Annotated in this window: 20 protein-coding genes and 1 tRNA gene; 10 read left to right on the top strand and 11 right to left on the bottom strand. The window is 70.0% G+C overall.

Annotated elements, in window-relative coordinates; genetic code table 11:
• The first annotated feature begins 38 nt into the window (after positions 1-38).
• The 3 genes from BN1197_RS09405 to BN1197_RS09415 all read left to right on the top strand — a co-directional run bounded on the left by BN1197_RS09405 (position 39) and on the right by BN1197_RS09415 (position 2,831).
• The gene (locus BN1197_RS09405) at positions 39-557 is read left to right on the top strand and encodes a GNAT family N-acetyltransferase (RefSeq protein ID WP_040158653.1); all 519 of its coding nucleotides are present in this window, start codon (positions 39-41) and stop codon (positions 555-557) included.
• A gap of 89 nt (positions 558-646) precedes the next feature.
• Positions 647-1,960, top strand: a complete 1,314-nt coding sequence (locus BN1197_RS09410; RefSeq protein WP_040159008.1) for a glutamate-5-semialdehyde dehydrogenase — start codon at positions 647-649, stop codon at positions 1,958-1,960.
• 178 nt (positions 1,961-2,138) lie between these two features.
• A complete protein-coding gene (locus tag BN1197_RS09415; protein ID WP_040158656.1) occupies positions 2,139-2,831 on the top strand; it encodes a class I SAM-dependent methyltransferase in 693 nt (230 codons plus the stop codon).
• 140 nt (positions 2,832-2,971) lie between these two features.
• On the opposite strand, the gene BN1197_RS18025 is transcribed toward BN1197_RS09415, so the two are convergent.
• Positions 2,972-4,396, bottom strand: coding sequence for a glycosyltransferase family 2 protein (locus tag BN1197_RS18025; RefSeq protein ID WP_082043777.1), 1,425 nt, complete (start codon positions 4,394-4,396; stop codon positions 2,972-2,974).
• 76 nt (positions 4,397-4,472) lie between these two features.
• Here BN1197_RS18025 and BN1197_RS09425 point away from each other — a divergent pair, with 76 nt between their 5' ends.
• The 5 genes from BN1197_RS09425 to BN1197_RS09445 all read left to right on the top strand — a co-directional run bounded on the left by BN1197_RS09425 (position 4,473) and on the right by BN1197_RS09445 (position 6,602).
• Positions 4,473-4,700 carry a hypothetical protein gene (locus BN1197_RS09425; RefSeq protein WP_040158659.1) on the top strand — a complete coding sequence of 76 codons (228 nt, stop codon included), beginning with the start codon at positions 4,473-4,475 and terminating at the stop codon, positions 4,698-4,700.
• A complete protein-coding gene (gene nadD, locus BN1197_RS09430; protein WP_261795915.1) occupies positions 4,697-5,329 on the top strand; it encodes a nicotinate-nucleotide adenylyltransferase in 633 nt (210 codons plus the stop codon). Before BN1197_RS09425 ends, nadD begins: the two co-directional genes overlap by 4 nt.
• A gap of 78 nt (positions 5,330-5,407) precedes the next feature.
• Positions 5,408-5,827 carry a ribosome silencing factor gene (rsfS, locus tag BN1197_RS09435; RefSeq protein WP_040158665.1) on the top strand — a complete coding sequence of 140 codons (420 nt, stop codon included), beginning with the start codon at positions 5,408-5,410 and terminating at the stop codon, positions 5,825-5,827.
• Positions 5,824-6,489: a histidine phosphatase family protein gene (locus BN1197_RS09440; protein WP_052466351.1), complete on the top strand. Its 666-nt coding sequence runs from the start codon at positions 5,824-5,826 to the stop codon at positions 6,487-6,489. The genes rsfS and BN1197_RS09440 overlap by 4 nt, the downstream gene beginning before the upstream one ends.
• A 40-nt stretch (positions 6,490-6,529) precedes the next feature.
• A tRNA-Ala gene (locus BN1197_RS09445) sits at positions 6,530-6,602 on the top strand.
• Between the two features lie 359 nt (positions 6,603-6,961).
• Here BN1197_RS09445 and BN1197_RS09450 read toward each other — a convergent pair.
• From BN1197_RS09450 to BN1197_RS09470, 5 genes are all read right to left on the bottom strand, one after another.
• Positions 6,962-7,774 (bottom strand): hypothetical protein, encoded by an 813-nt coding sequence (locus BN1197_RS09450; RefSeq protein WP_040158667.1) that lies wholly within the window; start codon positions 7,772-7,774, stop codon positions 6,962-6,964.
• A complete protein-coding gene (locus tag BN1197_RS09455; protein WP_052466353.1) occupies positions 7,771-8,481 on the bottom strand; it encodes an ABC transporter ATP-binding protein in 711 nt (236 codons plus the stop codon). Before BN1197_RS09455 ends, BN1197_RS09450 begins: the two co-directional genes overlap by 4 nt.
• The gene (locus BN1197_RS09460; RefSeq protein WP_040158670.1) at positions 8,478-9,026 is read right to left on the bottom strand and encodes a helix-turn-helix domain-containing protein; all 549 of its coding nucleotides are present in this window, start codon (positions 9,024-9,026) and stop codon (positions 8,478-8,480) included. Before BN1197_RS09460 ends, BN1197_RS09455 begins: the two co-directional genes overlap by 4 nt.
• An 84-nt stretch (positions 9,027-9,110) precedes the next feature.
• Positions 9,111-9,875: an ABC transporter permease gene (locus BN1197_RS09465; RefSeq protein WP_040158673.1), complete on the bottom strand. Its 765-nt coding sequence runs from the start codon at positions 9,873-9,875 to the stop codon at positions 9,111-9,113.
• Positions 9,872-10,864 (bottom strand): ATP-binding cassette domain-containing protein, encoded by a 993-nt coding sequence (locus tag BN1197_RS09470; RefSeq protein ID WP_176489731.1) that lies wholly within the window; start codon positions 10,862-10,864, stop codon positions 9,872-9,874. The genes BN1197_RS09465 and BN1197_RS09470 overlap by 4 nt, the downstream gene beginning before the upstream one ends.
• A gap of 61 nt (positions 10,865-10,925) precedes the next feature.
• Here BN1197_RS09470 and BN1197_RS09475 point away from each other — a divergent pair, with 61 nt between their 5' ends.
• Positions 10,926-11,888: a helix-turn-helix transcriptional regulator gene (locus BN1197_RS09475; protein WP_040158679.1), complete on the top strand. Its 963-nt coding sequence runs from the start codon at positions 10,926-10,928 to the stop codon at positions 11,886-11,888.
• A gap of 205 nt (positions 11,889-12,093) precedes the next feature.
• On the opposite strand, the gene BN1197_RS09480 is transcribed toward BN1197_RS09475, so the two are convergent.
• The gene (locus tag BN1197_RS09480; RefSeq protein WP_217991181.1) at positions 12,094-12,453 is read right to left on the bottom strand and encodes a winged helix-turn-helix transcriptional regulator; all 360 of its coding nucleotides are present in this window, start codon (positions 12,451-12,453) and stop codon (positions 12,094-12,096) included.
• A 114-nt stretch (positions 12,454-12,567) separates the two neighbouring features.
• Between BN1197_RS09480 and BN1197_RS09485 the strand changes: the two genes are divergently transcribed.
• The gene (locus BN1197_RS09485) at positions 12,568-13,017 is read left to right on the top strand and encodes an anthrone oxygenase family protein (protein WP_082043758.1); all 450 of its coding nucleotides are present in this window, start codon (positions 12,568-12,570) and stop codon (positions 13,015-13,017) included.
• Between the two features lie 166 nt (positions 13,018-13,183).
• Here the strand turns inward: BN1197_RS09485 and BN1197_RS09490 are convergent, their stop codons facing one another.
• The 4 genes from BN1197_RS09490 to BN1197_RS09505 all read right to left on the bottom strand — a co-directional run bounded on the left by BN1197_RS09490 (position 13,184) and on the right by BN1197_RS09505 (position 16,636).
• On the bottom strand, positions 13,184-13,585 hold the full coding sequence (locus BN1197_RS09490; protein WP_040158682.1) for a Fur family transcriptional regulator: 402 nt from the start codon (positions 13,583-13,585) through the stop codon (positions 13,184-13,186).
• 195 nt (positions 13,586-13,780) lie between these two features.
• Entirely contained in the window at positions 13,781-14,872 is a 1,092-nt protein-coding gene (locus BN1197_RS09495; protein ID WP_082043759.1) for a metal ABC transporter permease, read from the bottom strand.
• Position 14,873: 1 nt separating this feature from the next.
• Complete coding sequence (locus tag BN1197_RS09500) at positions 14,874-15,593, bottom strand: metal ABC transporter ATP-binding protein (protein WP_052466357.1); 720 nt, start codon at positions 15,591-15,593, stop codon at positions 14,874-14,876.
• On the bottom strand, positions 15,590-16,636 hold the full coding sequence (locus tag BN1197_RS09505; RefSeq protein ID WP_040158688.1) for a metal ABC transporter solute-binding protein, Zn/Mn family: 1,047 nt from the start codon (positions 16,634-16,636) through the stop codon (positions 15,590-15,592). Before BN1197_RS09505 ends, BN1197_RS09500 begins: the two co-directional genes overlap by 4 nt.
• Positions 16,637-16,653: the final 17 nt, after the last annotated feature.

Consider the following 16,653-nt stretch of genomic DNA (forward strand, 5'->3'; position numbering starts at 1 on the left):
AATCGTGTGGACCGGACGGTAGTGGTTACCTTCGGTGCATGACCGTTCGAATCGAGCGTGCCCACGTCCGTGACGTGAACCGCGTCAAGCCGTTGTGGAAGCTCCTGCTCTCGCGCTACCGCGACTACGCGGGCGACGACTGGCCCGTGCGCGACGCCAAGGACGCGTGGGAGCGCCGTCACCAGGAGTACCTCGGGTGGATCAACGACGGGGTGGGCGTGATCTATCTCGCGATCGACGACGAGGCGGCGCAGGCGTCGGCCGACGGTAACGGTCTGGTCGGGTACGCGGCCCTGCGGTTCGTCGACTCGGGCGCCGCCATGAACCTCGGTGAGGCCGTGGGCGTCATCGAGACCCTCGTCGTCCACCCCGACCACCGGGAACAGGGCATCGGTCACCAGCTGCTCATCCAGTGTCGCCGGGAGCTCGAGAAGCGCGAGATCGCGTTCTGCTGCATCGAGACCCTGTCGAGCAACGAAGAGGCCATGGCCCTCATCCAGAAGAACGGCTTTCGGCCGTACATGACCCGCCTGATCCGCCGGATCGACAACGACTGACGATCGGCGACGACGTGAAGGAGACCTCGATGAGCGACGACACGCGCGGCGGCGTGGGGACGATGCCGGCCGCGGGCACGGGCACCACGATGACACCGGACCCTGCGGCCCGACCGGCCGACGTCTCGTCGACCGTCGACCCGGCCGTGACCTCCGAGGTCGAGCGGCGCGCGCGGCTGGCCAAGGAGGCCGGTCGAGTGCTCGCCGGCCTCACTCGGGCTCGTAAGGACGGCGTGCTTCTCGCCCTCGCGGACGCGCTCGACGGTGCCGCCGGCGAGGTCCTGCCCGCGAACGAGGCCGACATCGAGGCCGGTCGCGCGAACGGTCTGCCCGAGTCGCTGCTCGACCGGCTCCGGCTCGACGAGGCCCGGCTCGCGGGCATCGCCGACGCCGTGCGTCAGGTGGCCTCCCTGCCCGACCCGGTCGGTGAGGTGGTGCGCGGTTCCACGCTGCCGAACGGTCTGCAGGTCACGCAGGTGCGGGTGCCGATGGGCGTCGTCGGCATGATCTACGAGGCCCGTCCCAACGTCACGGTCGACGCCGCCGCGCTTGCGCTCAAGAGCGGCAATGCGGTTCTGCTGCGCGGGGGTTCGGCGGCCGCCAGGAGCAACGAGGCGCTCGTGGCCGTGATCCGGCGGGTGCTGCGCGAGCAGGGGTTGGACGAGAACGCGGTCGCCTCCGTCGACGACGGCGGTCGGGAGGCCGCGCGGGCGCTCATGCGGGCGCACGGCCTCGTCGACGTCATCATCCCCCGCGGCGGGGCGGGGCTCATCGCCACCGTCGTGCGGGAGTCGATCGTGCCGGTCATCGAGACCGGCAGCGGCAACGTCCATGTCTATGTCGACGCGGCGGCCGATCACGAGATGGCGCGGAGCATCGTCGTCAACTCCAAGACCCACCGACCGAGCGTGTGCAACGCGGCCGAGACCTTGCTCGTGCATCGTGACGTCGCCCACGTCCTGCTCCCGACGATGCTCGCCGACCTGCACGAGCGGGGCGTCGTCCTGCACGGCGACACGGCGACGGTCGCGCTCGCCGGTGACGTGCCCGTCGACGAGGCCACCGACGAGCTCTACGACACGGAGTTCCACGGCCTGGAGATGACCGTCGCCGTCGTCGACTCGATCGACGCCGCGATGGCGCACGTGCGGCGCTACTCCACCGGCCACACCGAGGCCATCGTCACGAACGACCGTGCCGCGGCACGGCGTTGGACGACGGGTATCGATGCGGCGGTCGTCATGGTCAACGCCTCGACCCGGTTCACCGACGGCGGCGAGTTCGGGTTCGGCGCCGAGATCGGCATCAGCACCCAGAAGCTTCACGCCCGCGGACCGATGGCGCTGCCGGAGCTCACCACCACGACGTGGATCGTCGAGGGTGACGGGCAGGTGCGCGGGTAGCGCGCTCGTCGGGCCCGTCCCCGCGACCCTGACGCCGCGACGATCGCCGGCTTCGGCCTTGCGCTGCCGAGGGGCGCCACGCCGGTCGCACCAGCCGGAATCGGCGGCTGTCTCGGCGCCCGGTCGGACGCGTTAGAGTCGGACGTCACCCGCAACCGGCAGTCAGGAAATCTGAGCGATGGAAGCCACCGAGGTCCGTAAGCTCGCGGCGCTCGAGGACGATCACTGGTGGTATCGGGAGCGGCGCCACATTCTTGCCAGGTCTCTGCGCGGGATGACTCCGGGCACGGCCCTCGACATCGGCGCGGCCGGTGGTGGCAACTCTCGGGTGCTGCGTGACCTGGGGTGGAACGCGATCCCGCTCGAATACGGAGCCCCGGGCGCCGAGGTGGCCGCCGAGCGCGGGCTCGCGGTGATCCGCGCCGACGCGACGCGTCTGCCCATCGCCGACGGAGCCCTCGACCTCGTCGTCGCCTACGACGTCCTCGAGCACATCGCCGACGACGAGGGGTGCGTGGAGGAGGTCATGCGCGTCCTGCGTCCGCACGGGCGTTTCCTCGTCGCGGTGCCGTGCGACCCCAAGCTGTGGAGCGATCACGACGTGGCCGTCGACCACCTGCGCCGCTACACCCGCGAGACGCTCACCGCGCTCCTCGACCGGCCCGGCCTCGAGCTGCGCTCCATGACGTCGTGGAACGTGCTGCTGCGCCCGGTCGTCGCGATGCGCCGCAAGACGAGCAGCGGCAGCGACCTCGACGACCTCAACCCCGTCGTCAACCTCGGTCTGCGCACGATCATCACCGCCGAGCGCTACCTGCCGGTCACGAGCCTGCCCGGCGTCACCTTGTTCGCCGATCTGCGCCGCGTCTGAGGCGCACGCCTGACCGCCGAACCACGCGACGAGCGGGGCGAGCGAGAAGCGGGCGCACGCGAAACGGGGCGGCCGCCTTCCGGATCTCCGGAGGGCGGCCGCCCCGTTGCCGTGTTCGTGCGTTCGGTTCGCGTTGCAGGTCAGCCGTGTCGGCGCGCCATCCGGTCCTCGGCCGAGAGCGCGGGGGTCACGATGCGCTCCGTGCGCGGCGCGGTGTGGCGGTCGTACTCCGACGGGGCGAACGGCTCCATCTGGGGCAACACCGAGGTCGTGGGCTCCTCGGGCTCGGTGCCGTCCGCCTCGGGGATCGTGTCGCCGGCGACGTGTGCACCGCCGTTTCCAGGAACGGCGTCGGCCGCAGGCAGCGTCACCGCCGTCTCCGCGATCCGGGGCGCAGCGGGAGCGGTCAGCACGACCGCCTCGGGGGCCTGGGGCGCGTCGTCGGCCCGTGTGGCTCGGGTGTTCGTGTCGTCGGCGGCCTGGTGCTCGGCGCTCGCGCCCTGGTCATGCGGTTCGTCGGTCGGAGTGTCGGCGACCTCCTCGACGACGACCGCGCTGCTGCCGGTGCCTCCGCGGCGTTCGACGCGAACGAGCCCGGAGTCCGCGGGGTCGTGGCGCACGCGGGAGTCGCGGCGGATCTCGGCGGAGTCGTACGCGACGAAGTAGGTGGGGATGCCCTGCATCATCGTGTACATCCGACCGACGTACTCGCCGAGCAGGCCGAGGCACAGGAGCTGGATCGCGCCGACGGCGGCGACGGTGACCACGGTCGAGGCCCATCCCGCCACGGCGTGGCCGCTCCACACCGAGATCAGCGCGTACACGAGGATGAGCACCGCGAGGATGCCGCCGAACAGACCGCACCACGTCGCGAGGCGCAGCGGCGCCATCGAGTGGCTCGTGAGCGAGTCGATCGACAGCTTGATCATCTTGGTGAGCGGGTACTTGCTGTGGCCGGCGGCGCGCTCCTCGCGGCGGTAGGTGACCTGGGCCGAGGGGAATCCGAGGGCGGGTACGACGAGGCGCAGGACTCGGTGGTGCTCGGGGAGGGCGTTGACCGCGTCGACCGTGGCCCGCGACATGAGGCGGAAGTCGCCCGCGTCCGGGGGCGCATCGGTGCCGGAGACCGCGCGCATCGTCGCGTAGAAGGCGCGGGCCGTGCCGCGCTTGAAGGCCGTGTCGGTGCTGCGGTCGTTGCGGACGCCGTAGACGACGTCGACCCGCTCGCTCTTGGCGAGGGAGAGCATCTCGGCGATGACCTCGGGCGGGTCCTGCAGGTCGGCGTCGATCGTCACCGTGTAGTCCCCGCGCGCGCGGGCGAGGCCGGCGGAGATCGCGGCCTGGTGGCCGGCGTTCGCGCGCAGCCGGATCACCCGGATCTCGGGCCACTCCCGACGCAGGCGCTGGAGGATGACCGCGGAGTCGTCGGTGCTGCCGTCGTCGACCGTGACGACCTCGTACGTCGTGCCGAGCCCGTCGAGCACGGGGCGCAGGCGATGCACGAGGAGCGGGAGGACCTCCTCCTCGTTGTAGACGGGCACGACGACCGACAGCTCAGGATGCATGTGCACAGGGTAGGGGACCGGGATCGGGCGAGTCCGGCACGGTCTCGGGCGCGTCGGTCACGGTAGGGTGTCCTCCATGTCGATGTTCCTCACGCTCGCGGCTGCTGCCGAGCCCGTCGAAGTCCATCTCCCGATGCCCGCGTGGGCGTACGGAGTCACCGCGCTCGTCGTGTTCCTGCTGCTGCTGGGTTTCGTCTGGATGTTCCGGCACACGGCTCGGGTCATGATCGAGGGCGACGGTCGGGGCCACGGCCACCGCGTCTCCCAGCACACGGGTCGGCACGCGGACGAGGGGCGGCACTGACCAGGCGTTTGGGCGTGATGGGCGGCACGTTCGATCCCATTCACCACGGTCACCTCGTCGCGGCGAGCGAGGTGCAGCACCTCCTCGGGCTGGACGAGGTGATCTTCGTTCCCACCGGTCGGCCGTGGCAGAAGGACGCGGGCAAGGTCTCGGCGCCGGAGCATCGCTACCTGATGACGGTGATCGCCACCGCCTCCAACCCGCGGTTCTCCGTGAGCCGGGTCGACATCGACCGCCCCGGCCCCACGTACACCATCGACACCCTTCGTGACCTGCGTGACCAAAGTCCCGATGCGGAACTCTTCTTCATCACCGGCGCCGACGCTCTCGAGCAGATCCTGTCGTGGAAGGACGCCGACGAACTGTTCGACCTCGCGCACTTCGTGGGGGTGACGCGGCCGGGGCACGAGCTCTCCGACGAGGGCTTGCCGAAGAAGGGCGTCACGCTCAAGGAGGTGCCGGCCATGGCGATCAGCTCCACCGACTGTCGTGACCGGGTCGGCGAGGGCGCTCCCGTGTGGTACCTCGTGCCCGACGGTGTCGTGCAGTACATCAACAAGTACAGCCTCTACCGGCGCCCCCACACCCCGGCGTCGTCGGCCCCTGCGCTGCGCTCGGTTCTCACGTAGCGTCGGACGCGCACGACCGGGGTCGACGCCAGACGCCGCCCGATCAAGCCCCCGCCCATCCACAGGAGGAGAGACCGCGTGGCAGCTACGCCCGAGGCACTCGACCAGGCACAGACCGCCGCGACCGCGGCCGACGACAAGCTGGCGACCGACATCGTCGCCATCGACGTGAGCGAACATCTCGCGCTCACCGACGTGTTCGTCATCGCCTCGGCACCCAGCGAGCGTCAGGTCAACGCCATCGTCGACGGCGTCGAGAAGGCGATGCGCGACAGTGGCGTCAAGGTGCTGCGCCGCGAGGGCGAGCGTGAAGGGCATTGGGTGCTGCTCGACTTCGGTGACATCGTCGTGCACGTGATGCAGGCCGAGGACCGGGTGTTCTACCAGCTCGAACGTCTGTGGAAGGACTGCCCGGCGGTGCCGCTGACGGGTCTGGGGGCCCCGCAGGAGCGTGCCGGCGAGGGCGCCGGTGGGGGTGTGGAGGCGAACGAGGCGTGACGCCGCCGATCGACCGGCCGGGGCGCCGACGTCGACTGGTCGTGCTCCGGCACGGTCTCACCGACCACAACGCCCGCGGGGTGTGGCAGGGCCACCTCGACAGCCCCCTTGCCGAGGAGGGCGTCGCCCAGGCCGAGGCCGCGGTCGAGGCGGTCGCCTCGTATCGTCCCGACCTCGTCGCCTCGAGCGATCTGCAGCGAGCGCGGGATACGGCGCTCGCCGTGCTGCGTGCGCTGCCGGATCAGGAGTTGCGCATCGACCGCCGGCTCCGCGAGATCCACGTCGGGCAGTGGCAGGGACTCGAGAAGTCCGACATGCTCACGCGTTTTCCCGACGCCGGCGACCTGCTCGCCGGGCGCGAGGACTTCCGTCGTGGGGGCGACGGCGAGACATACGGCGAACTCGGCGACCGCATGGGCGAGGTGGTCGGCGAGTTGCTCGAAGAGATCCCCGACGGCGGCACCCTGCTCGTCGTCACCCACGGCGTCTCCGCGCGCGTGCTCACCGGAGACCTGCTCGGCCTCGACCGCGCCACGTCCTGGGGCATCCTCGCCGGCCTCGGCAACTGCCACTGGGCGGAGTTGGGGGAGTACGAGGATCGGTGGCGCCTGGTCGGCTGGAACCTCCGCGCGCGATTTGGTGAGGACGCCCCCGGGGGCTAAACTCATCGGGTGCTCACGGGCCGCAAGGCGCGTCGAGAACGGGGCTGTGGCGCAGTTGGTAGCGCACTTCCATGGCATGGAAGGGGTCAGGGGTTCGAATCCCCTCAGCTCCACGTAAGTCGAGAAATCGAAACTGCCCCGCCTGATGGCGGGGCAGTTTTTTCTGTGGGGACTTGCGTCGGCATCGATGCTGGTGTGTGCGAGGACGCTGACGGTGGGCTCGTCGGGTGTATGGGTGATTCTTCTCTTCGTCGTCGATGATGCTGCGGGGCTACTCATGCGATGAATCCCCGATCCAGGTCCACCTACGAACACGCATCCGGCCCGTCCGAGGACGGGGTAGTCGTGTCTGTCGGTCAGACGATGTCTTGGGACGGTGTTTCCCAGGACGGGACACAGCTGCGCGGTCGACCGGGTCGTCGCGAGACGGTCGAGAAACCAACGGCTGCGCTGGAGGCCCCTGAGCCGACACTCAGCTACTGAGCACCTGGGTGCTGCGGAATCCGCGCGCGGTGAACTGCATCAGCGCAAGGCTGGCGAGCAGGGTGACGACCAGCACGGCGGCGAGCGCGGGCAGCACCCATTCCCGCAGGAACAGCACGGACGGAATGACCACGAGGGCGGGCAGGAGCGCCACCAGGCGGATGGGCCCGCCGTTCATGCCGGCCTTGCTGTCGAGACCTCGGGGGTGGAGCAGCGCGCCGAACAGCGTCGCCGTTCCCGACCAGATGCCCATCGAGAGCGGCAGCACCACCAGCGCGACGCCGTAGCCCAGCGACAGCGTCACCGAAGCGCGCACGATCGCGGCCGTGACAACAGCGACGGCCCCGAACACGCCCATCGCGGTCAGCCAGACGACGGCCGTCATGGCGAGGGCGGCGCCGAGGTAGGCGGTGAAGAGGCGCCGCCGGGGGATCGGGCCGGCCAGCAGCACCTCGATCCCGCCGCCGCTGATGTCGTCAGCGACCACTCCGGGGAGGGTCAGCGTGGCGACGATCGCGACCAGCGTGCCGAGCAGCGCGGGCGTCATGGTCAGCAGGTAGGTGGTCATCGGGAGGAGTCGGCCGGCGTCGTCACGCACGGTGACGATCCCGTCGGTCTGCAGGAGAACCATCTCGGGCAGGTTCGCGAAGGTGGTGACGCTCCCATTGCCGAGGAAGACGAGCGCGCCGAGGGCGGCGCCGACGAGCACGGCCAACCAGACCGCGGTCATGCCCTGTTGCAGCCAGGCGCGGCGCGCGAACGCGAGGACGCGACGTTGCATGGGGGATGTGGTGGTGGTCATGACGCGCCCTCCAGGACCGCGAGGATGGTGGATTCGGTGACGGTGGCGGCGTCGTCGTCGCCGAGTTCGATGAGGTCACGGCCGCGGACGACGAGGTGATGCCGCGCCAACTGCAGCGCCTCCGGGACGCTGTGGGTCGAGTAGAGGACGGTCCGGGTCCTGCCCCATTCGCTGAGCAGGGCCCGCGTCTGCGCCGCGTAGACCGGATCCAGGCCGGAGAGGGGCTCGTCGAGCACGATGAACTCGGGGTCGGTCATGGCCAGCCGTGCCAGGTCGACGCGCTGGCGTTGGCCGCGGCTGAGCGCCGAGACCTTCTTGCCGAGAAGGGGGGACAGATCGAAACGCGCCACGAGCTCGTCGTGGGGGATGAGGGTGGCGTCGGGGTAGGTGCTGGTGAGCTCCCCCCAGAAACGGAGGTTCTGGGCGACCGTCAGCGCGGTGGCGAGGGCCGACTCGTGCCCGAGGTAGCCGACGCGGGAGCGGACGGTGGCCCCGTCCGCCACGGCGGATCCGAGCACCTCGCACGTCCCGCCAAGCGGCGGAATGATCCCGCACAGCGTCCGCATCAGCGTCGTCTTGCCCGAACCGTTGCGGCCCAACAGGGCCGTCACACCCGGCCGGAGCGTGACGTTCACCGGGCCGAGCACTGCGTTCGTGCCGTAGCCCGCCACGAGGTCGGTGGCAGTCGCCGTGATGGTCGCGATCATTCGGCTGCCCCCGCTTCTGCCTGCTCGCGCGGCATCAGGACCGTGGTGAGCGTGCGACGACGCCGTCCCTGCCCCGGCCCGTTGTCCACGAGCCCCTGCAGGGCGGCCATGAGAACTCGGCTGAACTCGTCGAGCTCGTCATCGCTCGCCCAGAACGACGCCTGGGCGAAGCTGACGCGATCCGCGTGCAGGTCGGGCTCGCCGGCCCGCAGATAGTCGCGGAAATCGTGGATGAGCCCGGAGGTGAACACGGTGAACGCGGTGAGAAGCTCCTCCGTGCTCAGCGCCTTCAACTCGTCGGCGGACGGGTTCGCGAAACCGGCGGCCAGGCGATACGTCCGCTCGCTGGCCCCGCGGATCTGCTGTTCGTCGGCCACCTCGATCAGGCCGTGGTTCGCGAGATGGGAGACGTGGCGGTACAGGGTGGCGATCGGCACGTCGGGGAGCCGGTCGTGCAGTTGACGGGTCGTCAGGTCGCCTTCGCCCAGCAGCATCTGGACGAGTCGGAGTCGGACGGGGTGGAGCAACGCCGAAGAGGTGTCCATGGCTGAACGATATCAATATCAATAGTGATAGAGAAGCCCGTTTGTCTACAGCGCTCATGGCCGGTGTCCTCATGGGGTCGGTGGTCACCGGGTGCTGCTGGTCAGGGCGCGCAGGCCGACGAGGATGCCGACGGCCGCGGTGATCAGTGCGGCCAGGACTCCCCAGCCGACGTCGGCCGTGGCGAGTCGGCCGGCGAAGAGGTCACGTTCTGCGTTCACGACGTGGGTGAGCGGGTTCGCGGCTGAGAGGACGCGCATCCACGCGGGTGCGGCGTCGAGCGGCAGGAGCATTCCGGACAGGATCATGAGCGGGAACAGCAGCGTCTGGTGCACGGTCCAGAACAGCCAGTCCTGGTTGCGGACGGCCAGGGCGAGGGCGTAGCTGAGGGAACCGATCCCGAGACCCAGGACGCCGAGCAGGACGAGGCCGAGGAGGGCGCCGAGCAGGTGGGGGCGGAACCCGAAGGGCAGCATCGCGAGGATGATCACCGCCGCTTGGGCCACCAGCGGGACGAACTCCTTCACGGACTTGCCCAGGAAGAGGGCCGGCCGGGCCAGGGGAGTGACGAGGAGCCGTTCGTGGGTGCCGCTGATGAGATCCATCTGGAGGTTCGACCCTGCGGCCGCCGTGCCGAACAGGGAGATCATGACGAGGACGCCGGGAACGAACCACGCCCACGACGACCCTGCCTCCGCCTCCAGAAGGGGTCCGAACAGGAGCAGGAAGAACAGCGGTTGGACGAGGCCGAAGACGAGTGAGAACGGGTCTGTCATCACCGGTTTCAGCTCGCGCACGGTGACCAGCAGGGTGTCGGTGACGAGGTTGCGGCGGAGGGTGGGGGTGCTCATGCGGACTCCTGAGTGGTGTCGGCGGCGTCCCGCAGGCTGCGGCCGGTGAGCGTGAGGAAGACGTCGTCGAGGGTGGGTTCGTGGGCGCTCGCCGCCGTGATGGTGATGCGGTGCCGTGCCGCGTGATCGATGAGCGTCGGCAACGCGGATCGCGCGTCGCGAACCCGCACCCGCACGGTGCAGGCATCGGTCGTGACGTCGTCTCGCCCGTGCCCCAGCTGCGCGGCGAGAGAACACGCGGCGGCTTCGTCGGCGGTATCGAGGGTGACATGGCTGCCCACGTGGGCCTGCTTGAGGTCGTGCGCCGTTCCGTCGGCGAGGATGCGGCCGTGATCGACGATCAGGATGCGTTCGGCCATCGCGTCGGCTTCGTCGAGATAGTGCGTGGTGACGACGACGGTCATGCCGGTGTTCTCGCGGATCCGACGCACGTGCTCCCACAGATTGGCGCGATTCTGCGGGTCGAGGCCCGTGGTGGGCTCGTCGAGGAACAGCACGAGCGGGTGGTGGATCAGTCCCATGGCGAGATCGAGGCGGCGGCGCTGACCGCCCGACATCTGCTGGGTGCGGCGCTGCTCGAGACCCTCCAGGCCGAAGGCGGCGAACAGTTCGGTGGCGCGACGCGCCGCTGCCCCTCGATCCGCCCCGTGGATGCGGGCCTGGCCGATCACCTCGTCACGGGCGCGTTGGGTGTGTCCGGCGCTGTTGCCCTGACCGACATAGCCGATCGACGACCGCACCCGACGGGCATCGCGTGTGACGTCCATCCCGGCGACCCGCGCGGTGCCGGACGTCGGCGGCAGGAGCGTGGTGAGCATCCGCATGAGCGTGGTCTTACCCGCCCCGTTCGCCCCGAGGATCGCGAGGGTCTGCCCGCGTGGGACGTTCATGACGATGTCGTCGACGGCGACCACGTCCTGCCTGTCGGGGCCGCGGAAGACACGCCGTAACGCCTCGACCGAGATCATGGTGTCTGTGTCTGGAACCATGACTCCACCAAACGTCCTCTTGTGGTCAGGATGTGACCGCAAGGAGTCGTAGCGTGGAGTCATGTCCACGATCAGCGCACGCGTCCTGGAGCTCCTCGCCCTCCTGCAGATCCGTCGGCATTGGAGCGGCGAGGAGCTGGCGCGGCGCCTGGAGGTCAGCCCGCGCACGCTGCGCCGCGACGTCGAGAGCCTGCAGGATCTGGGCTACCCGATCACCTCGACGCGCGGCACCGGTGGCGGCTACCAACTCGCGCCGGGCGGTTCGCTGCCCCCTCTCGTCCTCAACGAAGACGAGGCAGCGGCCGTCGTCGTCGCTCTGAAGGAGGCGGCCACAGGGAGTCATCCCATCGAGTCGGCGGCCGCGGTCACCGCACTGGCCAAGATCGTGCAGGTTCTGCCGAGCAAGATCCGCCGCCGCGTCGACTCCCTGCAGCGGCTCGCGACCCTTCCCGGCCCCTACGGCGCGCCCGCCACCGTGGATGCGGCCGTCCTCACCACGTTCGCCCTCGCGACCCGCGACCACGAGACCCTCACCTTCGACTACACCGACGCGCGAGGTACGGAGACCTGCCGACACGTGCAGCCGCGCCATGTCGTGTCCCTCGACCAGCGGCTGTACCTCGTCGCCTACGACCTCGTCCGAGGCGACTGGCGCAGCTTCCGCATCGACCGCGCCGCGAAACCCGAACGCACCGGGAAGACCTTCTCGCCGAGGGCGTTACCGCTGGCCGATCCCGCCGAGTACGTCCGCACGCACATCAAGACTGCGGGGAAGGTCTACGACGTGACCGCAACGGTCGAGGCGCCCGCAGACGAGGTGCAGAGGAGCCTCGGAGAATGGGGCACCGCCACCCCCGTGGACGAGAACTCATGCGCCGTTCACATTCCTGCAAGCGATCTCGACTGGGCCGCCTTCGCCCTCGCCGTCCTCCACGCCCCCTTCGCCGTTCATGGGCCCGAAGAAGCCGTCGCCCATATCGCGGCATGGGGGAGTCGGCTGACCGAAGCCGCCGCGTCTAACTGAGGCCGGCGTTCAGAGCTGCGGGCTCACCGCGCGTGGGTCGCTGATCGTTCTCGAGGAGCCCACAGAGATCCCAGGTGGTGCGATGGCGACGTATCAGAAGCCCGGCGGCGGTGTTCTCTACGTCCTCGGCCAGGCCGTCGGCGCCGATGCAGGCTTCCCGCTGTCTCCGGCCGCCTGGGGAGGGCCGGCAACGTCGTTCGATCGGTCACTCGGCCAGCTGTCGGCGGTGCTCGCGCCCCCACGCGCACAGTGCCTCCACGACCGGTCCGAGACTCGCCCCGTACCGCGTCAACCGGTAGGTGACTCGCAAGGGGTAGCCGTCCTCCGCGATTCGCTCCAGGATGCCATCGGCCACCAGCTCGCCGAGCTGCCGCAGCAGGACGGCTTCGGAGACCTCCGGAATGCGCCGGCGCAGTTCGCCGGGGCGCAGCTCACCCGCCTCGGCGATCTGCTGGAGAATCGAACCCTTCCAGCGACCTCCGAGCACGGCCAGGGCCGTGTCGACAGGACACGTCGACTCACCGGCCGACGCTCGATCCACCGAGGTGCGGGGGCGTGTGGTCACGCCGGCACGGTAGCCCAACGGGCTTACATCGGATCGGGCATTCCCTGGCCCGACGGGCACTGACGTCGAAGTCAGTACTGGCCAGAATGGGGTTATGGGCGCTTGCCTGGGCGCATGGAAGCGTTGATCGAGACCTCGGCTCTCGCCGTCCTGGCCGCACTGGTCGGTGTGGAGGTCACCGTTGGGTGCGTGCTGCACCCATGTCTGCGCAGGCTGGAGCCCGAGGCGATGCGACGTGGACGCGCCTGGACGGCCCGGATTCTCGGGGCGGCGATGCCACCCGTCTACGCCCTGGCCGCGGCCGGTGCGGCAGCCGCCGCCGTGTGGAAGGCCGTTCCGGGCGGTGTCGCGGCGTGGTGGATCGGCTCGGCTGCGGTGCTCGTGATGGTGATCGTCGGGACGATGGTCGTCCTCGTCCCCCTCAACTCGCGGATCGCGAAAGGCGCCCCCTCGAATTCCGCGGAGTGGGAACGCGTGACCCGGCAGTGGGACCGGTGGCACGGCGCGCGGACGGTCCTGCTCGTCACCACCCTGGCCCTCGAGATCTCGGCCGCGGCTGCGTGACGGGCCACCCTGCCAGCGCTCTCGGCTCCCCAAACCCCCGCGACGCTCGCCGGAGATGAGGCGGGCGATGGGGATATGTGGGGCCCGAGGTGGGGAGATCGCGTGGATACGGGGGCCGGAGGGCGTCATTCCGGCCGGAAACGCCGGCTGTCTCGACGGGACGGGCTCAGCGTGACTCGGCGCAGGTGAGGCAGGTGCCGAAGATCTCGAGGGTGTGGGAGACGTCGGTGAAACCGTGGGCCGCGGCCATGTCGGAGGCCCATTTCTCGGCGAGTGGCTCCTCGACCTCGACGGTGCGCCCGCAGACGCGGCACACGAGGTGATGGTGGTGGTCCTCGGACTCGCAGAGGCGGTAGCGGGCCTCACCGTCCTCGGCGCGGATCATGTCGACGGCACCCGACTCCGCCATGAGCCCCAGCGTGCGGTAGACCGTGGCGAGCCCGACGCTGTCGCCGATCTCCCGCAGTTTGCCGTGCAGGTCCTGGGCCGAGACGAAGTCGTCGGTCCGGCGCAACGCGGATTCCACCGCTCGACGCTGGCGGGTGTTGCGCGGTCCGGTGTCGGTCACGGCGACGACTCCTCTCGAGAACCTCCGTCGGAGCGCAGGACACGAGCCCCACACGCGCGAGGCAGCACCCCGAGGATGAGCCCACCATAATGCGCGTCGTGCGCCCACCCGTCCGCTGGCACGGGCGTCGACCTCGATCGTGGCAACCGTCCCGACCGCCGGGGTGCCGTCGTGATCAGTGCAGACCGGCCGTGTTCAGCGGCGGATGCCGTGCAGGCCGGGACGGGACGCGGCGGGGTCCTGCGCATCAGAGGCAGTGGCCCCGTGGCAGTGACCGTGGCCCGCAGTCTGATCGACCGGCCCGTGCTCGTCGTAATGGTCGTCGTGGGGGGAGTGCAGGTGCCCGTCGTGGAGATAGTCGACGTGGTCGTCGTGAACCACGGGCTCGTGCTCGCAATCGTGACCACCATGCACGTGCGGATGATCGGGGTGCACCTCGTTGCGGTCGCGGCCGCTCGCGTGGCGTCGGGCCCGCCCCCGCAGAGCGCCGACGAGCGTGCCGCCGAGCGCGAGCACGAGGTACACCAGCACGGCGAGCACGACGATCGTGCCGCCCGAGGGCGTGTCGAGCTCGAACGACGCGACCACGCCGGCCGTGCTGCAGAGGAGCCCGATACCCATGGCGATGCCCATCGCCGAGGCGAAACTGCGGGCCACGACCTGCGCCGCCGCGTTGGGCACGATCATCAGCGCCGCGATGAGCAGCAGACCGACCACCCGCATGGAGACGACGACCGTCACCGCGGTGAGCACCGCGAGCATGATGTTGAGCGCGAGCACGTGCAGGCCCGACGCCTGCGCGAACTCCGGGTCGTTGGCCACGGCGAACAACCGCGGCATGAGCAGCCACGTGACGAGGGCGACGGCCACGGCGAGCACCGCGAACACGATGACGTCGGACTGCCGCGTCGTCGAGATCGCGCCGAACAGGTACGCCGGGATGCTCTTGCCGCCCGAGGGGGCACGACTCATGAGCACGACACCGAGCGCGATGCCGCCGTAGAAGATGATCGCGAGCGCGGTGTCTCCGCTCGTGTTGCCGTGGGCGCGCATGAGCTCGATCGCCACCGCCGCCGCGACGGCCAGGGCGAGCGCGGTCCACACCGGCTGCGTGCCGGTGATCGCACCGAGCGCCACACCGGCGAACGCGACGTGCCCCATCCCGTCGCCGATGAGCGTGAGCCGCCGCTGCATGAGGAAGATGCCCACCATCGGCGCGGCGAGGCCGATGAACAGGGCCGCGAGGAGGGCCCGCTGCATGAAGTCGTACTCGAGGACGTGTAGCACCTCAGGCCTCCCAGCCAGGACGGGGCGCGCCGGCCGCCTGCGCGCGATCCATCGGAACGTCGTCGGTGATGCGCCCGGTGTCGACCGTCACCACCCGAGTGAGCAGCGGAGCGACGGGCTCGATGTCGTGAGTGATGATGACGAGCGTGACGCCGCGGTCGACGAGCCGGCCGAGCACCTGCGCCAGCACCTTCTGATTGCCGACGTCGACGCCCGCGGTCGGCTCGTCCATGACGAGCACCCTCGGCTCCGACGCGAGGGCCCGGGCGATGAGCACCCGACGCTGCTGGCCACCGGAGAGATCGTTGACCCCACTTCGGGCGACATCACCGAGACCGACGAGCGCGAGTGACTCGGCGATGACCGCACGGTCGGCACGGCCCGGGCGTCCGAGCAGCCCCAGCCGGGGGAGCCGCCCACTCGCGACGATCTCGGTCGCCGTCGCTCGCACCGCGGCGGACACCGTGTGCCGCTGCGGCACGTAACCGATGAGGTGGCGCTCCCGAAAACGGGACATCGGCGTGCCGAACAGCAGCACCTCGCCGCCGAGGTGGTCGTTGAGGCCGAGGATGCCCTTGACCAGCGTCGACTTGCCGCTTCCGTTGGGCCCCACCACGGCGACGCGTTCACCGGGATCGATGCGCAGGCTCGCTCCGGTGACCACCGGCCGTTGCCGATAGCCGAAGGACGCGTCGACGAGGTCGATGACCGGCGTCGTCACGAGCAGCTCTGCCCCTTCTTCAGGGTGTCGAGGTTGGTGCGCATGATGCTCAGGTAGTCCGTTCCGTCCTTGGTGATGCCCTCGATCGGGTCGAGCACCGCGAGGTTCGCGCCGGTCTCCTTGGCCACGGTCTCGGCCACGGCAGGGCTGATGAGGGTCTCCGCGTAGATCGTCTCCACGTGGTTCTTCTTAGCGTAGTCGGCGACCTTGGCGAGGCGCTGCGGGTCGGGCTCCGACTCGGGAGAGAGCCCGCTGATCGCCGCCTGCGTGAACCCGTACCGCGCCGCCAGGTAGCCGAACGCCGCGTGACTCGTGACGAGCGTGTTGCTCTCGCACGTCTTGAGGCCCGCCTTGTAGTCGGCGTCGAGGGCGTCGAGGTCCTTCTTCAGGGCCGCGAGACCGGCCTCGTACGTGCTCTTGCCCTCGGGGTCGATCGCCGTCAACTGGTCGGCGATCGCCTTGGCGACCGCGCCGTAGCGCACCGGGTCGAGCCAGAAGTGCGGGTCGATCGAGCCGGCCTCGGCGTGCTCGTGGGCGTGGCCTTCGTGTTCGTCGGCGCCCGCGGAGCCCGCAGCCGTGGGTGCCTCGCTCTCGTGCGCGTGGTCGTCATGACCGTGGTCGTGCGCGTCCTCGCCGCCGAGGTCGATGATCGGCTGGTCGACGGCCGCGTCGAGCTGTGCCGACGTCGAGACGTCGAGGGCGTGCTCGGGGGACTCGCTCTCCACGGCGTCGTCGAGAGCGGGCTGCATGCCCTTCTCGTAGACCGCGAGGTCGGCGTCCTGCATCTTCGCCACGTCGCCCGGGGTGAGTTCGGTGTCGTGCGGCTCCGCGCCCGGCTTGGTGAGGTTGGTGACCTCGATGCGGTCTCCGCCGATACGCGAAGTGGCGTACTGCAACGGATAGAACCCGACGACGACGGAGAGCTTCTCGCCCTCGCCTCCACCGGCGGTGCCGGACGAACCACCGGTCGCACCACCGTTACCGGTGCCGCAGGCGGCGAGGAGGAGGGCGGACAGGGAGAGGGTGGCAGTGCGACGGAACATGCGATGAGCCTCGTCTT

The organism is Mobilicoccus massiliensis, from assembly GCF_000826525.2.
GTDB classification, from domain to species: domain Bacteria; phylum Actinomycetota; class Actinomycetes; order Actinomycetales; family Dermatophilaceae; genus Mobilicoccus; species Mobilicoccus massiliensis.

Excerpts from the sequence above, each read along its gene's own strand:
- BN1197_RS09405 (WP_040158653.1), top strand. The coding sequence starts at position 39 with ATGACCGTTCGAATCGAGCGTGCCCACGTCCGTGACGTGAACCGCGTC.
- BN1197_RS09410 (WP_040159008.1), top strand. The coding sequence starts at position 647 with ATGACACCGGACCCTGCGGCCCGACCGGCCGACGTCTCGTCGACCGTC.
- BN1197_RS09415 (WP_040158656.1), top strand. The coding sequence starts at position 2,139 with ATGGAAGCCACCGAGGTCCGTAAGCTCGCGGCGCTCGAGGACGATCAC.
- BN1197_RS18025 (WP_082043777.1), bottom strand. The coding sequence starts at position 4,396 with ATGCATCCTGAGCTGTCGGTCGTCGTGCCCGTCTACAACGAGGAGGAG.
- BN1197_RS09425 (WP_040158659.1), top strand. The coding sequence starts at position 4,473 with ATGTCGATGTTCCTCACGCTCGCGGCTGCTGCCGAGCCCGTCGAAGTC.
- BN1197_RS09450 (WP_040158667.1), bottom strand. The coding sequence starts at position 7,774 with ATGACCACCACCACATCCCCCATGCAACGTCGCGTCCTCGCGTTCGCG.
- BN1197_RS09455 (WP_052466353.1), bottom strand. The coding sequence starts at position 8,481 with ATGATCGCGACCATCACGGCGACTGCCACCGACCTCGTGGCGGGCTAC.
- BN1197_RS09460 (WP_040158670.1), bottom strand. The coding sequence starts at position 9,026 with ATGGACACCTCTTCGGCGTTGCTCCACCCCGTCCGACTCCGACTCGTC.
- BN1197_RS09465 (WP_040158673.1), bottom strand. The coding sequence starts at position 9,875 with ATGAGCACCCCCACCCTCCGCCGCAACCTCGTCACCGACACCCTGCTG.
- BN1197_RS09470 (WP_176489731.1), bottom strand. The coding sequence starts at position 10,864 with ATGGTTCCAGACACAGACACCATGATCTCGGTCGAGGCGTTACGGCGT.
- BN1197_RS09475 (WP_040158679.1), top strand. The coding sequence starts at position 10,926 with ATGTCCACGATCAGCGCACGCGTCCTGGAGCTCCTCGCCCTCCTGCAG.
- BN1197_RS09485 (WP_082043758.1), top strand. The coding sequence starts at position 12,568 with ATGGAAGCGTTGATCGAGACCTCGGCTCTCGCCGTCCTGGCCGCACTG.
- BN1197_RS09505 (WP_040158688.1), bottom strand. The coding sequence starts at position 16,636 with ATGTTCCGTCGCACTGCCACCCTCTCCCTGTCCGCCCTCCTCCTCGCC.